Annotated in this window: 12 protein-coding genes; 3 read left to right on the top strand and 9 right to left on the bottom strand. The window is 67.0% G+C overall.

Translation table 11 applies throughout. The features are described from left to right. The 6 genes from ACYQ3G_RS00870 to ACYQ3G_RS00845 form a co-directional block, all read right to left on the bottom strand. On the bottom strand, positions 1 to 855 hold the full coding sequence (locus ACYQ3G_RS00870) for a GGDEF domain-containing protein (RefSeq protein WP_459821468.1): 855 nt from the start codon (positions 853 to 855) through the stop codon (positions 1 to 3). Continuing rightward, positions 842 to 1,952 (bottom strand): peptide chain release factor 2 gene (gene prfB / locus ACYQ3G_RS00865; protein ID WP_459821466.1). Its coding sequence is split into 2 segments (ribosomal slippage): positions 842 to 1,876 and positions 1,878 to 1,952, totalling 1,110 coding nucleotides; the frame shifts between segments, so codons are not numbered across the junction. Before prfB ends, ACYQ3G_RS00870 begins: the two co-directional genes overlap by 14 nt. 13 nt (positions 1,953 to 1,965) lie before the next feature. Next, positions 1,966 to 3,528, bottom strand: a complete 1,563-nt coding sequence (lnt, locus tag ACYQ3G_RS00860; protein ID WP_459821464.1) for an apolipoprotein N-acyltransferase — start codon at positions 3,526 to 3,528, stop codon at positions 1,966 to 1,968. Further along, entirely contained in the window at positions 3,485 to 4,300 is an 816-nt protein-coding gene (locus tag ACYQ3G_RS00855; RefSeq protein ID WP_028577653.1) for a hemolysin family protein, read from the bottom strand. Before ACYQ3G_RS00855 ends, lnt begins: the two co-directional genes overlap by 44 nt. 51 nt (positions 4,301 to 4,351) lie before the next feature. After that, positions 4,352 to 5,398: a PilZ domain-containing protein gene (locus tag ACYQ3G_RS00850; protein ID WP_459821461.1), complete on the bottom strand. Its 1,047-nt coding sequence runs from the start codon at positions 5,396 to 5,398 to the stop codon at positions 4,352 to 4,354. A gap of 140 nt (positions 5,399 to 5,538) precedes the next feature. Beyond that, on the bottom strand, positions 5,539 to 6,420 hold the full coding sequence (locus tag ACYQ3G_RS00845) for a radical SAM protein (protein ID WP_459821459.1): 882 nt from the start codon (positions 6,418 to 6,420) through the stop codon (positions 5,539 to 5,541). A 196-nt stretch (positions 6,421 to 6,616) separates the two neighbouring features. On the opposite strand from ACYQ3G_RS00845, the gene ACYQ3G_RS00840 reads away from it, so the two are divergent. Together ACYQ3G_RS00840 and ACYQ3G_RS00835 are read left to right on the top strand one after the other, a co-directional pair. Then, positions 6,617 to 8,110, top strand: coding sequence for a DUF2868 domain-containing protein (locus tag ACYQ3G_RS00840; protein ID WP_459821457.1), 1,494 nt, complete (start codon positions 6,617 to 6,619; stop codon positions 8,108 to 8,110). Beyond that, on the top strand, positions 8,107 to 9,510 hold the full coding sequence (locus tag ACYQ3G_RS00835; RefSeq protein ID WP_459821455.1) for a GTPase/DUF3482 domain-containing protein: 1,404 nt from the start codon (positions 8,107 to 8,109) through the stop codon (positions 9,508 to 9,510). The genes ACYQ3G_RS00840 and ACYQ3G_RS00835 overlap by 4 nt, the downstream gene beginning before the upstream one ends. Before the next feature lie 17 nt (positions 9,511 to 9,527). On the opposite strand, the gene ACYQ3G_RS00830 is transcribed toward ACYQ3G_RS00835, so the two are convergent. Genes ACYQ3G_RS00830 through ACYQ3G_RS00820 form a run of 3 tightly spaced genes read right to left on the bottom strand, consistent with a single transcriptional unit; the run spans position 9,528 to position 13,077 of the window. Then, positions 9,528 to 10,250 carry a 16S rRNA (uracil(1498)-N(3))-methyltransferase gene (locus ACYQ3G_RS00830; protein WP_459821453.1) on the bottom strand — a complete coding sequence of 241 codons (723 nt, stop codon included), beginning with the start codon at positions 10,248 to 10,250 and terminating at the stop codon, positions 9,528 to 9,530. Further along, on the bottom strand, positions 10,250 to 11,332 hold the full coding sequence (gcvT, locus tag ACYQ3G_RS00825) for a glycine cleavage system aminomethyltransferase GcvT (RefSeq protein ID WP_459821451.1): 1,083 nt from the start codon (positions 11,330 to 11,332) through the stop codon (positions 10,250 to 10,252). The genes ACYQ3G_RS00830 and gcvT overlap by 1 nt, the downstream gene beginning before the upstream one ends. A 32-nt stretch (positions 11,333 to 11,364) precedes the next feature. Continuing rightward, the gene (locus ACYQ3G_RS00820; protein WP_459821449.1) at positions 11,365 to 13,077 is read right to left on the bottom strand and encodes a hypothetical protein; all 1,713 of its coding nucleotides are present in this window, start codon (positions 13,075 to 13,077) and stop codon (positions 11,365 to 11,367) included. A 201-nt stretch (positions 13,078 to 13,278) separates the two neighbouring features. On the opposite strand from ACYQ3G_RS00820, the gene ACYQ3G_RS00815 reads away from it, so the two are divergent. Continuing rightward, positions 13,279 to 14,310: a GAF domain-containing protein gene (locus ACYQ3G_RS00815; protein ID WP_459821447.1), complete on the top strand. Its 1,032-nt coding sequence runs from the start codon at positions 13,279 to 13,281 to the stop codon at positions 14,308 to 14,310. Positions 14,311 to 14,320 lie beyond the last annotated feature (10 nt).

Below are 14,320 nucleotides of genomic sequence, written 5' to 3'. Positions count from 1 at the left end.
TCAGTCCCTGTCCTCCCCGGTTTGCGGGGACGGAGCGAAGAATGAGGAGAAAAGGAAGCGCTTCTCGTTCTGGTGGACCAGGGAGCGGTCCTCGCCCAGGGAGAGGTCCAGAATCGGGGCGGTCTCGATGCGGTTCTTGCCCGCCCGCTTGGCGCGGTACATGGCCTGGTCCGCCTCCTCCATCAAGAGGGTCGCGTCCGGGACCTGCCGGCCGCGATAGCTGGCCACGCCCATGGACATGGTCACGGACAGCGCCGCATCGCCGCAGTGGATTCGGGACGAGATGATCGCGGCCTGAATCCGCTCCATCAGTTTGCAGGCCCGGAGCAGACCCGTTCCGGGCAGGAGTATGGCGAACTCCTCGCCGCCGATGCGGGCCGTCGTGTCGATCAGGCGCGTCTCGGCCTGCAGGACCGAGGCGATGGCCTTCAGCACCGTGTCCCCGCAGATGTGGCCGTAGGTGTCGTTAACGGCCTTGAAGTCGTCGAGGTCCATGACGCACAGCGTCAGCGGCGTCCTGAACCGGCCGCTGCGCTCCACCTCCAGGGCCATGGCCTGGTCGAATCCCCGGCGGTTGACCAGTCCGGTCAAAGGGTCCTGGCCCTGCAAGGTCGCCAGTTCCTCCATGTGCCGCTTGAGTTCCGCCAGCGCGGGGTACGCGCCGTCGTTCAGGGGCAGCACGAACCACTGCTCCATCCGTTTGCGCCTGAGCGCCTGGGGCCAGGCCGGGTCCGAGCGGATCAGCCGGACCAGGGCCGAGACGTCCCCGCTCGTGGCGTGCAGCCGCAGTTCCCGTTCCAGGGTCTCCAGTTCGCCCAGGAGCGCCTCGTCCGAGGGCAGGTCAGGCAGAAGCATGGAGGTGCAGGAGGTAATTGTGGATGAATGCGTCGATGTTGCCGTCGAGCACCGCGTCGACATTGCTCGTCTCCGTGCCCGTGCGGTGGTCCTTGACCAGCCGGTAGGGCTGCAGCGTGTAGGTCCTGATCTGGGAGCCGAAGGCGATGGCGCCCTTGGCCACGTACTCGGCCTGCCGTTCGCTCGCGATCTTCTGCAGTTCCAGTTCGTAGAGGCGGGCCTTGAGGACTTTCATGGCCGCCTCCTTGTTCTTGTGCTGGGACTTCTCGTTCTGGCACTGGGCCACCAGCCCCGTGGGGATGTGCGTGATGCGCACGGCCGAGTCCGTGGTGTTGACGGACTGGCCGCCGGGCCCGCTGGAGCGGAAGATGTCCACGCGGATGTCCTCGTCGCGGACCTCGATCTCGATGTCCTGTCCCGCGTCGGGGTAGACGTCGACCGAGGCGAAGGACGTGTGCCGGCGGCCGCTGGAGTCGAAGGGCGAGATGCGGATCAGGCGGTGGGTGCCCTTTTCGCCCTTGAGCTGTCCGTAGGCGTAGGGACCGTGGATGTGCAGGGTCACGCTCTTCACGCCGGCCTCGTCGCCGGGCAGCAGGTCCAGGAGTTCGACCTTGAAGCCCGTGCGTTCGGCGAAGCGGCGGTACATGCGCAGGAGCATCTCGGCCCAGTCCTGGGACTCGGTGCCGCCGGCGCCGGGATGGATCTCCAGGATGGCCTCGCTGACGTCCTCGGGGTCGCTCAGCAGGGTGCGCATCTGCGCGCCCTCGAGCTTGAACTCCATTTCCGACAAGGCGTCCTCCAGGGCTTGGAGCATCTCCTCGGTCTGTTCGCCGCCCGCCATCTCCACCCATTCCTGGGAGTTGTCGCGAGCGCGCGCCAGGGCTTCCCATTCCTCCACCCGGCCTTCGAGCTGGGTCTTTTCCTGCAGGACCGGGGTCAACAGGTCGGGCTTGTCCCAGACCCCGGGCGTGGAGAGCTGTTTTTCGATCTGCGCCAGGCGCTCCTTGTGGCCGCGAAGGTCAAAGACGCCTCCAGAAGTCGGTGAAGCGTTCGTCGAGCTGGGCTGCCTTGGCCTTGAGTTCCGAATATTGCAACATGGTGTGTGTCCGATCAGTGTCGTTTTCTGCCCCACTTGAGCCAGGCCAGGGTCAGCAGGACCAGGCCCAGGATGGGGAAGGTGGTGTGGATCAAAAGCATATGCTCGTGGTAAAAGGTCGTCTCTGTCAAGAGCGGCACGGCAGGGTCGTGAACGACCAGCGTGGCGAAAAGTTCCGAGGCCCCCTTGAGGCTCCCGTCGGGGCCGATGACGACGCTCACTCCCGTGTTCGTTGCACGGATGATGGCGCGGTTCTGCTCCACGGCGCGCAGCACGGCCATGTGCAGGTGCTGCAGCGGGGCCGAGGATCGCCCGAACCAGGCGTCGTTGCTGATGTTGACGAGCACGTTGGCCCCGGACTCGACCCTGGCCTGGGCCAGTTCCGGGAAGATGGCCTCGTAGCAGATCAGAAGGCCCATGGCCATGGCGCCCGATGACAGGGGCGCGGAGTTGATGCCCGGCCGGAACTCGAACTGTCCCGGCACCAGCTTGGTGATGAAGGGCAGCCACTCGCCCAGGGGTACGTACTCGCCGAAGGGCACCAGGTGCTCCTTGTCGTACCAGGAGACGACCTCGCCCCCCCGGTTCAGCAGGTAGGCGCGGTTGTGCAGCACGAACTGGGGGGCGCCGGGCTCCGTGGGCACGGAGTAGGCCGGGGATCCGGCCAGAAGCGGGACGCCTGCCTGCTTCACGGCCGCACGCACGGCGGTGGAGAAGTCCGACGGATCCTGGAAATAGATCGGCATGGCCGTCTCGGGCCAGACTACGAGATCCGGAGCGCTGCGTTCCACAGCTTCCCGGGTGAGTTTCACGTAGGTCGACAGGATCGAGGCCTGCAGGCTTTCGTCCCATTTGAGGCTCTGGTCGATGTTGCCCTGGATCATGCTGACCGACGCCGTGCCCGCGGGTTCGGCCGGCGTGCGCAGGTAGGCTGGCAGCAGGCACAGGGCCAGGAGCGGCAGGAAGGCCAGGCCGGTGCGCAGGCGACCAGACGCCAGGACGTGCCCCATGGCGGCGACGACTCCGGACAGGCCGAAGCCGCCGATCCAGGCGGCCAGTCCCATCGTCGCCGGCCACGGGGCCAGGGCCGAGGCCAGGGTGATCCAGGGGAAGCCCGTCAGGAGGTGGTTGCGCGCCAGTTCCAGCGACGCCCAGAGGAGCCCGCCCAGCAGCACGGCCAGGGGCGTGTGCAGCCGCGTGCGGACCACGTACATGGCCATGCAGAAGAGCCCGGCGTAGGCGGCCAGCACGGCGCCGACAAGGACCGGGCAGGGCAGGGCCAGGGCCCAGGGCAGGCCGCCGAAGTCGTGAACCGGAATGGCCAGCCAGTAGAGGCTGGCCGCGTACCCGGGCAGCGCGGTCAGCAGGCCCGTGCGGAAGGCGTGGCCGTAGCCGCGCGCCCTGGACGTCGCGAGGATCAGGGCCGCCGGCAGGAGCAGGACTGCCGGCGGGAAATGCGCCAGGGGGTTGGCAAAGCCGAACCACGCGCCGATGAGCGCCAGGCCCGCCGGTCCGAAACGGTACAGGAAGGAATCAGGACGGCTTGGTGACGAGAACCCACTGGATCTGTTTGACATCGGCTTCCTTGATGAGAAACGTGTGACCCTGCAGCTCCAGGGATTCGCCGGCTTCGGGGACGCGGCCGAGTTGTTCGCTGATGTATCCGCCGACGGTCTCGACCTGTTCGGACTCGAGCCGGATGGAGCATTCCTCGAAGAGGTCCTCCAGGCTCGTCCGTCCGGAAACGAGATAGGAACCGTCCTCTGCGGGCTGGATTTCCTCGGGGCGGACGGGGTCGTATTCGTCCTCGATGTCGCCGACGATCTCCTCCAGGACGTCCTCCAGGGTCAGCAGGCCGGCTGTTCCGCCGTACTCGTCCAGGACGATGGCCATGTGCTGCTTGTTGGTCTGGAAGTCCAGGAGGATGTTTTTGACGTTCTTGGTCTCCGGGATGAAATAGGGGGTGCGCAGGACCTCGCTCATGCTTTCGGGGTGCTCGGCGCCCACGAAGAAGCGCAGGAGCTCCTTGCAGTGCAGGATGCCGACGATCTGGTCCTTGGTCTCCTTGTAGACGGGCATGCGCGAGTGCCCGCTCTCGAAGAATTTCGTGGCGACCTCGGTGATCGTCTCGTCGATTTCCGCGCAGACGATGTCCGTGCGGGGGATCATGATTTCGTATGCCTGTTTGTCATCGAGCTGCAGCACGTTCAGAAGCATGGACATTTCGTCGTTCTGCAGTTCGCCGTCGTTCTTGGCCTCCTGGATCGCCTCTTCGAGATGGCATTCGCCCCTGCGCGAGAAGAGGCGCCGTAGCGCGGTCCAAAGTCGACTGTCCGAGCCCTCATCCATAAATACGTCGTCCTCCCAAAATCAGGTTTCAGAGTGAAAAACGTCTGGCCTCTAAACGATTTCGCGTTCCCGGTAAAGCTCCAGATGCCGCTTGAAAACCCAGGTGACCAGCTCGTCGATGCCGTTCTCGGGCTCGATCTTGACCCAGTCGATGGTCTCCCCGCCGTCCGAGGAGCAGCACTCCACGAACTCGTAGCCGAGCATGTACTGGCCGTTGTCCAGGTCCTGCGTCTTGGTGCGCAGGCGCGCGGCCAGAAAGTAGGGGGGGACGGACAGGCCGCCGACGGGTTCGAGTTCCAGGCGCATGAAGAGCACAGGGTGCTTGGACACGAAATCCTCCAGCCCCGCGTAACGCGTCGGGTCGAAGGACAGCTTGATGCCGCCGCCCGAGAGATCCAGCACGTGCATCCCGTCGTGCTCGCCGCGGATGTACGTTGCCAGGGGCGCGGGCCATTTCTGCGGGTCCGGCTCGAAATGGAAGGAACCGTCCTCGGCGGCGGGCCAGACCCGGAAATCCTTGATGTCGCGCGGCGGCAGTTCCAGGCGCAGGTGGCGGCGCTTCTGGCCGAGTTCCACCCTGGGCGGGATTTCGAGCACCAGATGATGGAACTCCCCCTTGCGGTGCACGGCCTTCACCTCGGACACGAAGGTGTAGAAATAGGGTTCCCTGTTTTCGCGCGGGATGCGGAAGTAGCAGGCCATGAGCCTGCCGATCCAGCTGGACGACGGCGTCACGCCCAGCGGCATCTCGAGGGTGACGCCGTCGGGGGCGAGATCGACGAGGGAACAGGAGATGGTCTGGCGGGATGCGGCGATGGGGTGGAAGCTCGCGTCCACGCGGCTGCGCATGAGCAGGGCCTGTTCGAGGATGGCCGAGATTTCCCGCGGGGCGGTGGTGATCCCGGAGCGCTGCCTTCCGCCGTCCGCGCCCCCGCGACGCCGCCACAGGGCGTAGCCCAGGAAGGCCGCCGCCACCAGCGCCGCCGTGGTCATGAGGAAGCTGCCCTCCGGCTGGTGCCCGCCGGGTTCCATCGCGTTGGCGGGAAACTGCCGCATCAGGCCGTCTGTCGAGGCCTGGAGAAAGTGGAGGTCGATCATCGTTTCAAGCTCGGTGGAGGTTGTTCCGGACGGCGGTCCGGCTTTTCGCCCAAGGACACGTCTTCATCGTCTACATGAAGGTCGGCCGAAGAGAAAGAGGCCATCCGACCGTCCTCCGGATTCGTCCGCTGTCAGGCATATCAGAGCAGGGGGGGCATGGGGCCGGGGCCTGAAGCGTCCAGCACGTCACAGCCCAGCAGTTCGTCGAGTTCGGCCAGCAGGGCGTCCCGGTCACGGGGCAGCCGTCCGGCCATGGGCAGGACGTTCGAGCCGTGGTCCGCCCGGAAGACCGTGCGCCGCAGGTCGAGGCCGGCCAGGATGGCGCGCGTCTCGCGCACGGCCTCTTCCTCGGTCAGCTGCCGGAACCGGCCGCTTTCGATGCGCCGTTCAAGGGGCGTGCCCGGCACCGGGACCAGCCGCAGGAACGACAGCAGGTCGGGCTGCATGGCGTTGACGGCCGCGGCGGTCTCCCGCGCGTGGACTACGGACAGGTCCCGCCCGCCGAGTCCCACGAGCACCATGGCCGACACGGCCAGACCCGCCTGCCGGGCCCGCTTGCAGCCCCGGACCATGTCCGCGACGGTCCCGGCCTTGGCCATGTTTGCGAGCACCTGCGGCGAACCGCTTTCCAGGCCCAGGTAGATGGTGTGCAGGCCCGCGCGGCGAAGCCCGGCCAGTTCGGCATCCGTTTTCGCCTCCAGGGCTTGGCCCGAGGCGTAGCAGTTGACGCGGGCCAGGCGCGGGAAGGCGGCATGCAGCCTGTCGAGAATGAAGGCGAGGGTCGGCGCGGGCAGGGCCAGGACGTCGCCGTCGGCCAGGAAGACGCGACGGGCGTCGGGCCGAAGCGTGGCCGCCTGCGCGACGGCCGTCTCGATCTCGGCCGTGCCGTGCTCGCGGTAGGGCACGCCCCGGTACATGGCGCAGAAGGCGCAGGATTTGTGAGGGCAGCCGTCGGCCACGCGGATGAGGACGCTGGCGGCTTCGGCCGGGGGGCGGAACATGGTGTGTCCGGAATTCGTCATGGCGTCGTCCGGGCCGTGCGGCCGCGGCAACGGCGGCGCATGGCCATTTTCGGGGATTGATCCCGGTGGGACGCTGGAAGTCGCCGCCCTGCCGGCAGGCCAGTGCTAGCGGTTCGCACGTGTGTTGACAAGGTCCGGCCGGAGCGCCTTCGTCTGCTTTTGCCAACCCGGCTCCGTGCTGGTATGGCTGACCGTCATGAAACACGGCATGCGCCTCGGCGACTTTCTCGATCTGGAATGGTTCCTGGAACAGGACCGGCTGGCCGACCCCGCCGCGACCTTGCGGCGCGACCGCAGGCTCGGGCTGGAGGCCCAGGCGGCCTCCGTGCCTGCGGAAGGCTTCGGCATGTTCTGGCTGCTCCGCCGCCGCGCCGACGCCGGGACGACGCCGGCGTCGGTCCTGGCCTCGGGACTGAACGTCCTGCGCCTCGTCCTGGCCGTGGCCGGACTGGCCGCGGGGGTGTCGCTGGTCAGGGGCCTGCTCGCGTACGCCGGCGCGGAGCCCGTCAACGTCTCGGTCTTCCTGCTTCTGGCCGTCTTCCCGCAGGCGGGGCTCTGCCTGCTGGCCGCGCTGCTTCTGGCGGCCAGGGCCATGGGGCTGGGGCAGTTCCGCATCCCGGCCCGACCGCTGTTCAGCCTGCTGTGGCGCAGGCAGGGGCGGCTCGGGGCGCAGGCCGGTTTCCTGCGCACCCTTTTTCTGGGGCAGGGCTGGCCGGCGCGCATGCTGGCCTGGGAATGCCTGGGACTCCTGCACCTGGGCGGGCTGAGCCTGGCCATCGGCTCCCTGGCGGCGCTGCTGGTCGGCGTGACGGTCACGGACCTGGCCTTCGGCTGGCAGTCGACCCTGCAGGTCGGGGCGCAGGGGATGCACGCGCTGGTGTCCCTGTTTGCGCTGCCGTGGTCCTGGCTGCCCGCGCAGTGGGGCCTGACGCCGACCATGGGGCAGATCGAGGGCAGCCGCATCGTCCTCAAGGAAGGCATCTCGACCCTGGCCAGCGCGGACCTCGTCGCCTGGTGGCCGTTTCTGGCCATGTGCCTGCTGACCTACGCCCTGCTGCCGCGGCTCGTCCTGCTGGGTTTCACCCGCCGCGCCCTGCGGCGGCTGGAAAGGGGCTTTGCCCACCCCGCCCTGGGGCGCATCGCGGACCGCATGCGTTCACCCCTGGTCGCAACCCCGGATTCCGCGGAGGCCGTGTCCAAGGCGCTGCCTCTCCGGACCGCGACGCCCGGAGATGGTGTCGCGCCCGACGGCCAGGCCGGAGCTGACGGCGCCGGATGCGTGTTTCTGCTGCCGCCCGAGCTGGAGGGGCGCGTCGCCGGGGAGGACCTGGTCGCAACGGCGCTGCGCGTCGGCGGCGAAGCCCCGGTGCGCATCGTCTCCGCCGCCCTGGAGAGCGGCGACGTGCGGCGGGTTCTGGCCGAGTGCGCCGGGTTGGAATGGACCGGCGGCCGTGAACGCTACGTCGTGCTGGTGGAGGCGTGGCAGCCGCCCATCAGGGAGAATCTCCAGGCCCTCGAAATCCTGGGGCGCGACGAGGGGGGAGGGCGCAGCCTGACACTCGTGCTCTGCGGCCGCCCCGCCAAGGGCCGCTGGCTGACCGCGGCGTCCGCGGTGGACCGGGAGGTCTGGTCCGCGGCCGTGGAACGCCTCGCGCCGCTCAGAATCGACATCTTCGGAGCTGAAAGATGAGCGACATGCCGGTATTCGCCGTCATCGGACACCCCAACGAAGGCAAGTCCTCGGTGGTGGCCACCCTCGTCGAGAACGACGCCATCCGCGTGAGCCCAAGGCCGGGGGAAACCGTGGAGGCCAAGGCCTACCCGGTGTCCATCGACGGCCGGGAGGTCATCACCTTCGTCGACACGCCGGGCTTCCAGAACCCCGTGCAGACCCTGGGCTGGCTGCGCAAGTTTTCTGGTTCCGAGTCCGAACTGCTGCCGGCCTTTTTGGCCGAGTTCGCCGACGACCCGGGCATGGCCCACGAATGCGAGCTGCTGACGCCGGTCATCGCAGGCGCCGGCATCATCTACGTTCTCGACGCCTCGCGGCCCATGCGGCAGGTGGACAAGGCCGAGATGGAGATCCTGCGCCTGACGGGCCGACCGCGCATGGCCATCCTGAACTGCAAGACGGGCGAGGAGGAATTCCTGGAGGAGTGGAAGGCCGAGCTGCGCAGGCACTTCAACATGGTCCGCGTCTTCAACGCCCTGCGGGCCACCTTCGCCGAGCGCCTGCGCCTCCTGGAGAGCCTGCGCGCCCTGGAGCAGGACTGGGAGGGGGCCCTGGGCCGGGTCGTGGACGCCTTCGCCCGCGACTGGAAGCGGCGCAATGCCGAATGCGCGTCCCTGGCCGTGGAATTTCTGCGGCGTGTCCTGACCATGAGCGAGTCTGCCCCCTTGGCCGAGGACGAGGACCGGGCCGACAAGGAGGCCGTGCTGGCCAGGCGGCTGGAGGAACGCATCCGGGCCGAGGAGGGGCGGCTGCACGACCAGGTCTGCCTGCAGTTCCGCCACGACAGGCGCTCCTTCGCCCTGCCGGAGCAGTCCGTGCTGCGCGAGGACCTTTTTTCGACCACCACCTGGACCGTCTTCGGCCTGAGCAGGACCAGGCTCGTGGCCGCGGCCGTGGCCGCCGGCGGCGCGGCCGGGGCGGCCCTGGACCTGGCCACCCTGGGTCACAGCCTGGGGCTCTTCGCCGGCGTGGGCGGCGCGGCGGCGGGGCTGGCTGCACTGTTCAAGGGGGAAGGGCTGGTCAGGGGGCGGCTCATGGGCATGGGCATCGGTCGGCGGCGCGTGCAGGTCGGGCCTCTGGGGGCGGTGCAGTGGGTCTACATTCTGCTGGACCGCCTGCTCATGCACTACTGGTACGTCATCCACTGGTCCCACGCCGTGCGCGACAAGGATTTCCTGCCGGTCCCGGCAGACGGCGGCAAGCAGGGCCTGACCGGCACCTGGGACCGCGAGGCCCGGGCCCTGTGCGCGGAGTTCTTCAAGGCGGTCAGGGACGGCGGCACGGACAGGGCCATGGACCTGGAGGAGGATTTGCGCAGACTGCTGGAGGGGGAACTGGACCGGATGTCGCGGCTGTAGGCCACGGCGGGCGGGGGCTATCTTCTGTTGGCCGCCCAGAGATGCAATGACATGACGAAGGTCGCGGCGGTCTCGAAGCGCAGGATGCTCGGGCCCAGGCCGACCGGGGTGAAGCCGTGCTCCACGAAGGCGCGGGCCTCCGTGTCCTCCAGTCCGCCCTCGGGTCCCAGAACCGCCACGCAGCCCCGGGGGTGGATCAGCGCGTCGGGCTCCACGAGGCGGCTGTCCTCCTTTTCCCAGCACAGCACGTTCGAACCCATGCCTGCGGCGGCCAGGGCAACGTCCCCGGGTCCGGCGAAAGTCCGGATCTCGGGCAGCCAGGCCGTGCCGCACTGCTTGGCCGCGGCGATGAGCTGGCGTTCCCAACCTTCCTTCCCGTCCTCGGGAACCTCGCCCTGGGACCTGGCGGCCTGCCAGAACCACACGGCCGCCGCACCGAGTTCCACGGCCTTTTCCAGCAGAAAGCCCCGCCGCAGCCCCTTGGACCAGCCTACGGCCAGGGTCAGGGGAAAGGCCGACGCGGGCGCGGCATGCTCATCGACGAGGACCAGGCCCGCATCCCGCTTGCCGATCCGCTCGATGCGGAAGATCCCCCACCGTCCGCAGCCGTCGAAGAGGCGCACCGTGTCGCCGACCCTGGCGCGCAGCACGCGGGTCAGGTGGCGGGCCTCCTCGCCGTCCAGAACGAAAGGCTCCCGCCACAGGGCGGGAGCCAGATGGAAGGAGTTGAGGCGCGACATCAGCCCAATTTTCTGCGGGCCGTGCCGGCGGTGAAGAAGGGCATGTCGACGCGCTCGGCCTCAAGGCTGGTCCGCGCGCCCTTGATGGTGAAGGCCGTCTGCTCGGCCATGTCGGCGCGCACGTAGGCCATGGCCACGCAGCAGCCCAGGCTCGGCGCGATGGAGCCGCTGGTGACGATGCCGACCTTGGTCTCGCCGACAAAAACCTCGTCGTAATGACGGGCGCTACGGCGTCCCTCGATGCGCAGGCCGATGAGCCTTTCACGCACCGTATCGAGCCCCGCCTTGCCGATGAAGTCGGCCTCGCTCTTGAGCATGGCCCCGTAACCCGCCTCGACGGGCGTGTGCTCGGTGTCCAGGTCCTGGCCGTAGAGGGGCAGGCCCACTTCCAGGCGCAGGGTGTCGCGGGCGCCAAGGCCCGCGGGGCGCACGTCGGGGTCGGCCATGAGGTGGTCCCACAGGACCTGCGCCTTGGCCCAGGGCAGGTAGAACTCGTAGCCCAGCTCGCCCGTGTAGCCCGTGCGACTGACGATGAGCCTGAAGCCGTCGACCTCCGCCTCCCGGAAGCCGAAATAGCCCAGAGTCGCCCAGTCTCCGGGGATGACCCTGGACAGGACGTCGAAGGATGCCGGGCCCTGCAGGTCGATCTTGGCGATGCCGAAGCTCTGGTTGACGAAGGTCAGGTCCTTGGGGAGATGCGAACCGATCCAGGCGAAGTCGGAGTCGATGCAGGCGCCGTTGACCACGAGCATGTACTTGTCCGTTTCCAGACGGTAGACGATGAGGTCGTCCAGCACGCCGCCCTTCTCGTTCAGAAGGAAGCCGTAGCGGCACTTGCCCGGGGCCAGGGTGGCCAGGTTGTGGGTCACGATCCGGGCCAGGGCGTCGGTGGCGCCGTCGCCGGCCAGGAGAAACTCGCCCATGTGGGAGATGTCGAAGATGGAGGCGGCGGCCCGGGTGTGCTTGTGCTCCTCGAGGATGCCCACGTACTGGACCGGCATGTCCCAGCCCGCGAAGGGGACCATCCTGGCGCCGTTGTCCTTGTGCCAGGCGTGAAGGGGGGTGGTCAGCAATTCGGACATAGGTGTATCCCGCTGTTAAAGGATGAGGAAAATCATGTTTCGGCCCTTGTTTTGCGTATGGCCCTCAGTTCGTCAACCAGGGAGACGAGCCTGCGGTAGAGCTTCTTGATGCGCAGCCCGTTCTCCGTGAGTTCCTCGTCCTTTTCCCGGACGTAGGTTCGGATCAGGTAGCGGTCGTTGAGCATGGCTTCGGCGAAGTGGATGGCCTGGTTGATGAGGGGCTCGAAAAAGGTCGCGAACTCGAACTTGAGCTCCGAGATGAGCGTCGTGACCAGGGTCAGCGCCTCAAGATACGAGATTCTCCTGCCCTTGTGGAGCCGGTCCTTGAGGTCTTCGAGCTGCTTGATCTTGCGGGCCTGCTTGATGAAGCTGTAGGACCCCCAGACCTCCTGGTAGAGGTCGCGCAGGCCCTCGAATTCGTCGGTCAGTTCCGGGTCGGCGAGGTAGCCGTCCAGGACGTGCACGATTTCGGCGTAGAATTCGTCGGAGTAGGCGATCATGCGCCGCTGGTGCTTGCAGAGCCACGAGTGCAGGAACTTCAGGCGGTTCGCGTGGCTCTCGGTGTTCTCCACGAGCTCGTTGCGCTTGTACACGGCCGTGCCGACGAACTCGCCGCGCACGATGTCGTTGAGCTTGAGGCTCATGGTGTAGGTGTCCTTGACCAGGTTGACCGACGTGCAGACCCGGCCGGTCAGGGGGTGCACGATCTCCTGCCGCAGCACGGACAGGGCGCGGTCCTGGCGGACGTTGTTGGGGTCGAACTTGTGCTGGCTGTAGACCACGCGCAGGATGACCGCCCGTTTCCTGCGGTCCAGGAAAAACCCCTCGCTTTCGAGGAAATCGAGGGTCTCCGCGGCCTTGGTCTCGACCGGCACCAGGGCGACCTTCTCCACCTGCGGGTAGGGCTGGCCCGGCCCGGTGCTGAAGATGGAGGTCAGGGTGCGGTCCGACTGGCCCAGGGCCTTGATCAGGAAGCGTTCGCCCATCTTGTGCAGGCGCCGGGCGAAGATGGCGGCCGAGGTCTTGCGCTCCGAGGAGATGGGGTAGCCGTACAGCTCCATCAGGAACTGGTACACGAACTCGCGGTTGCGTTCGTACAGGACGTTGTCGTCGGGACGGAACTTGCGCGCCTTGAGCCCGAATCGCTTGAGCTCCGTGTCCAGGTCCGAGGGCAGGGACGCGTAGATGCCGGAAAGATAGAACTGCCCTTCCCGGTCCAGGGACATGACATGGGCGCGGTCCATGCGCGAGAGGTAGCCGACGAGCAGGCTGTAGCTGGCGATGTCCGAGATCTGGCGGTCCTGGGTGTCGGCCTGGAACTGTTCGCGCAGTTCACGCGGCAGATGGTCCAGGAACGCGTCCAGGTTGCTGCCGTGCAGGGGGCTTTCCAGGACGCAGGTGTCACCTGTCGCCCGAAGGTCGGGGTCGCGGCAGGTGTGCAGGAGGTCGAACTGGAAGACCTCGTTGAAATAGTCCAGGGGGCGCTCGAAGGCGACCATGGAGAAACCCGGGAGCTCGGGGTATTCCGTCAGGTTCGGTTCGAAGGAGGGGAGCAGGTCGCGTGCGTAGACGAGGGGATAGTTGCGTTGTTCGGCATACGGTTTGAGCAGGCAGTGCCGGATGTGAACGTAATCAAGAAAAGTCCGCAGTTCACCCAGGCTGCGTAGGGGTGCTTTCGGCAGCAACTGTCCGTTCTTCAGGGCGGCCAGGGACGGAATTTTCGAGAAGGCTTTGTGCCAGGACATGCGGACGTCCAACTATCCCATTGTGTTTGTTACCGTTGTGTGTAGACTGTGTGGCATGTTTTGCCCTGTCCGTAAACTGGATTTTCCAGATGATCCGACCCGTGCCGGCATGGTTGCCGCCGGTCACGTTTCCCTCTATGTCCGTCTGACCGGACTCGCGTCCGGCTTCGTCCCGGAACGCAGCACGAGCGTACGCATCACATGACCACGACAAAATATCCGTCCCTGAACAGGCTGCTGGAAAGCATCGGAAGCGTCTTCGACGCCTATTCCGTGGTGCTGTTCTGCCGCAATTCCGAAGGCCGCTTCGACCTGAGCGCGTCCTTCAGCCTGGGGGATTCCATCCGCAAGGACTTGTGCATCGACCCGGGGTACGGCCTCGTCGGCTGGATCCTGAAGAACAACGCGCCCCTGTCCGTGGAGAAGTTCGACGAGAAGAACACGTTCCTGGGCTATTACGGCTCGGAGCAGGAAGAACAGATCAAGGTCTTCGTGGGCTGCCCCCTGCCCGGGGGCTTGGGCGCCCTGTGCATGGACAGCAAGAAGACCTACGCCTTCACCTCCAAGGACCAGCGCGTGCTGTCGCTGTTCGCCGGGGTGGTCGCGGCCATCGTCGACGACGTGGGCGCGGCCGGGGTGTCCAGCCGCGAGCAGGCCCTCTACGGCATCCTGCAGAAGGTCTACGCCCTGCGCGAGCAGCACCCTCGGTGGTCGGACTTTCTGAACCGCTACCTGGCCCTGCTGGCCGGGGCCTGCGGCTACGAGTACTCCTTTCTCGTGGTCAGCGACGAGTGGGGCGACAACTATCTGCTCGAAGGCAGCAACAAGCCCTTCATGCCCGAGAACGTGGCCGCCCGGCAGACCTTCAGCACGGGCAGCGGTCTTCTGGGCTGGGTCTTCAAGAAGAACCGGTCGATCTTTTTCGGCGACGGCAAGAGCGAGTTGGGGCGCACCCCGCTTTTCGGGCGCGACGTCCCGGGCCCGGCCCTGAACACGCTGCTGGCCCTGCCCCTGAAGGTGCACCGGCGCTGCCGCGGCGTGCTGGTCTTCGGCGACCGCGAGTGCCGCGTCATCGACGAGGAAATCCGCGCCTTCGCCAGGATGGCGGCCGACTACCTGGCGCTTTTCCTGGAGAACCTGTATTTGAAGAACAAGGTCAAGCAGCTCGCCCCGCCGATCCTGGCGGAATTCGACGAGCCCTCCGAATCCGACAACCCCGACTCACATCCGTAAGCAGGTAGGG

This window comes from Desulfomicrobium salsuginis (genome assembly GCF_054657795.1).
The sequence above is the reverse complement of the archived record's forward strand: the minus strand, read 5'-3'. Positions and strand labels throughout refer to the sequence as shown.

Coding starts and splice junctions, on each gene's coding strand:
- ACYQ3G_RS00850 (WP_459821461.1), bottom strand. CDS start 5,398: ATGATCGACCTCCACTTTCTCCAGGCCTCGACAGACGGCCTGATGCGG.
- lnt (WP_459821464.1), bottom strand. CDS start 3,528: ATGTCAAACAGATCCAGTGGGTTCTCGTCACCAAGCCGTCCTGATTCC.
- ACYQ3G_RS00830 (WP_459821453.1), bottom strand. CDS start 10,250: ATGTCGCGCCTCAACTCCTTCCATCTGGCTCCCGCCCTGTGGCGGGAG.
- ACYQ3G_RS00815 (WP_459821447.1), top strand. CDS start 13,279: ATGACCACGACAAAATATCCGTCCCTGAACAGGCTGCTGGAAAGCATC.
- gcvT (WP_459821451.1), bottom strand. CDS start 11,332: ATGTCCGAATTGCTGACCACCCCCCTTCACGCCTGGCACAAGGACAAC.
- ACYQ3G_RS00870 (WP_459821468.1), bottom strand. CDS start 855: ATGCTTCTGCCTGACCTGCCCTCGGACGAGGCGCTCCTGGGCGAACTG.
- ACYQ3G_RS00835 (WP_459821455.1), top strand. CDS start 8,107: ATGAGCGACATGCCGGTATTCGCCGTCATCGGACACCCCAACGAAGGC.
- ACYQ3G_RS00855 (WP_028577653.1), bottom strand. CDS start 4,300: ATGGATGAGGGCTCGGACAGTCGACTTTGGACCGCGCTACGGCGCCTC.
- ACYQ3G_RS00820 (WP_459821449.1), bottom strand. CDS start 13,077: ATGTCCTGGCACAAAGCCTTCTCGAAAATTCCGTCCCTGGCCGCCCTG.
- ACYQ3G_RS00845 (WP_459821459.1), bottom strand. CDS start 6,420: ATGACGAATTCCGGACACACCATGTTCCGCCCCCCGGCCGAAGCCGCC.
- ACYQ3G_RS00840 (WP_459821457.1), top strand. CDS start 6,617: ATGAAACACGGCATGCGCCTCGGCGACTTTCTCGATCTGGAATGGTTC.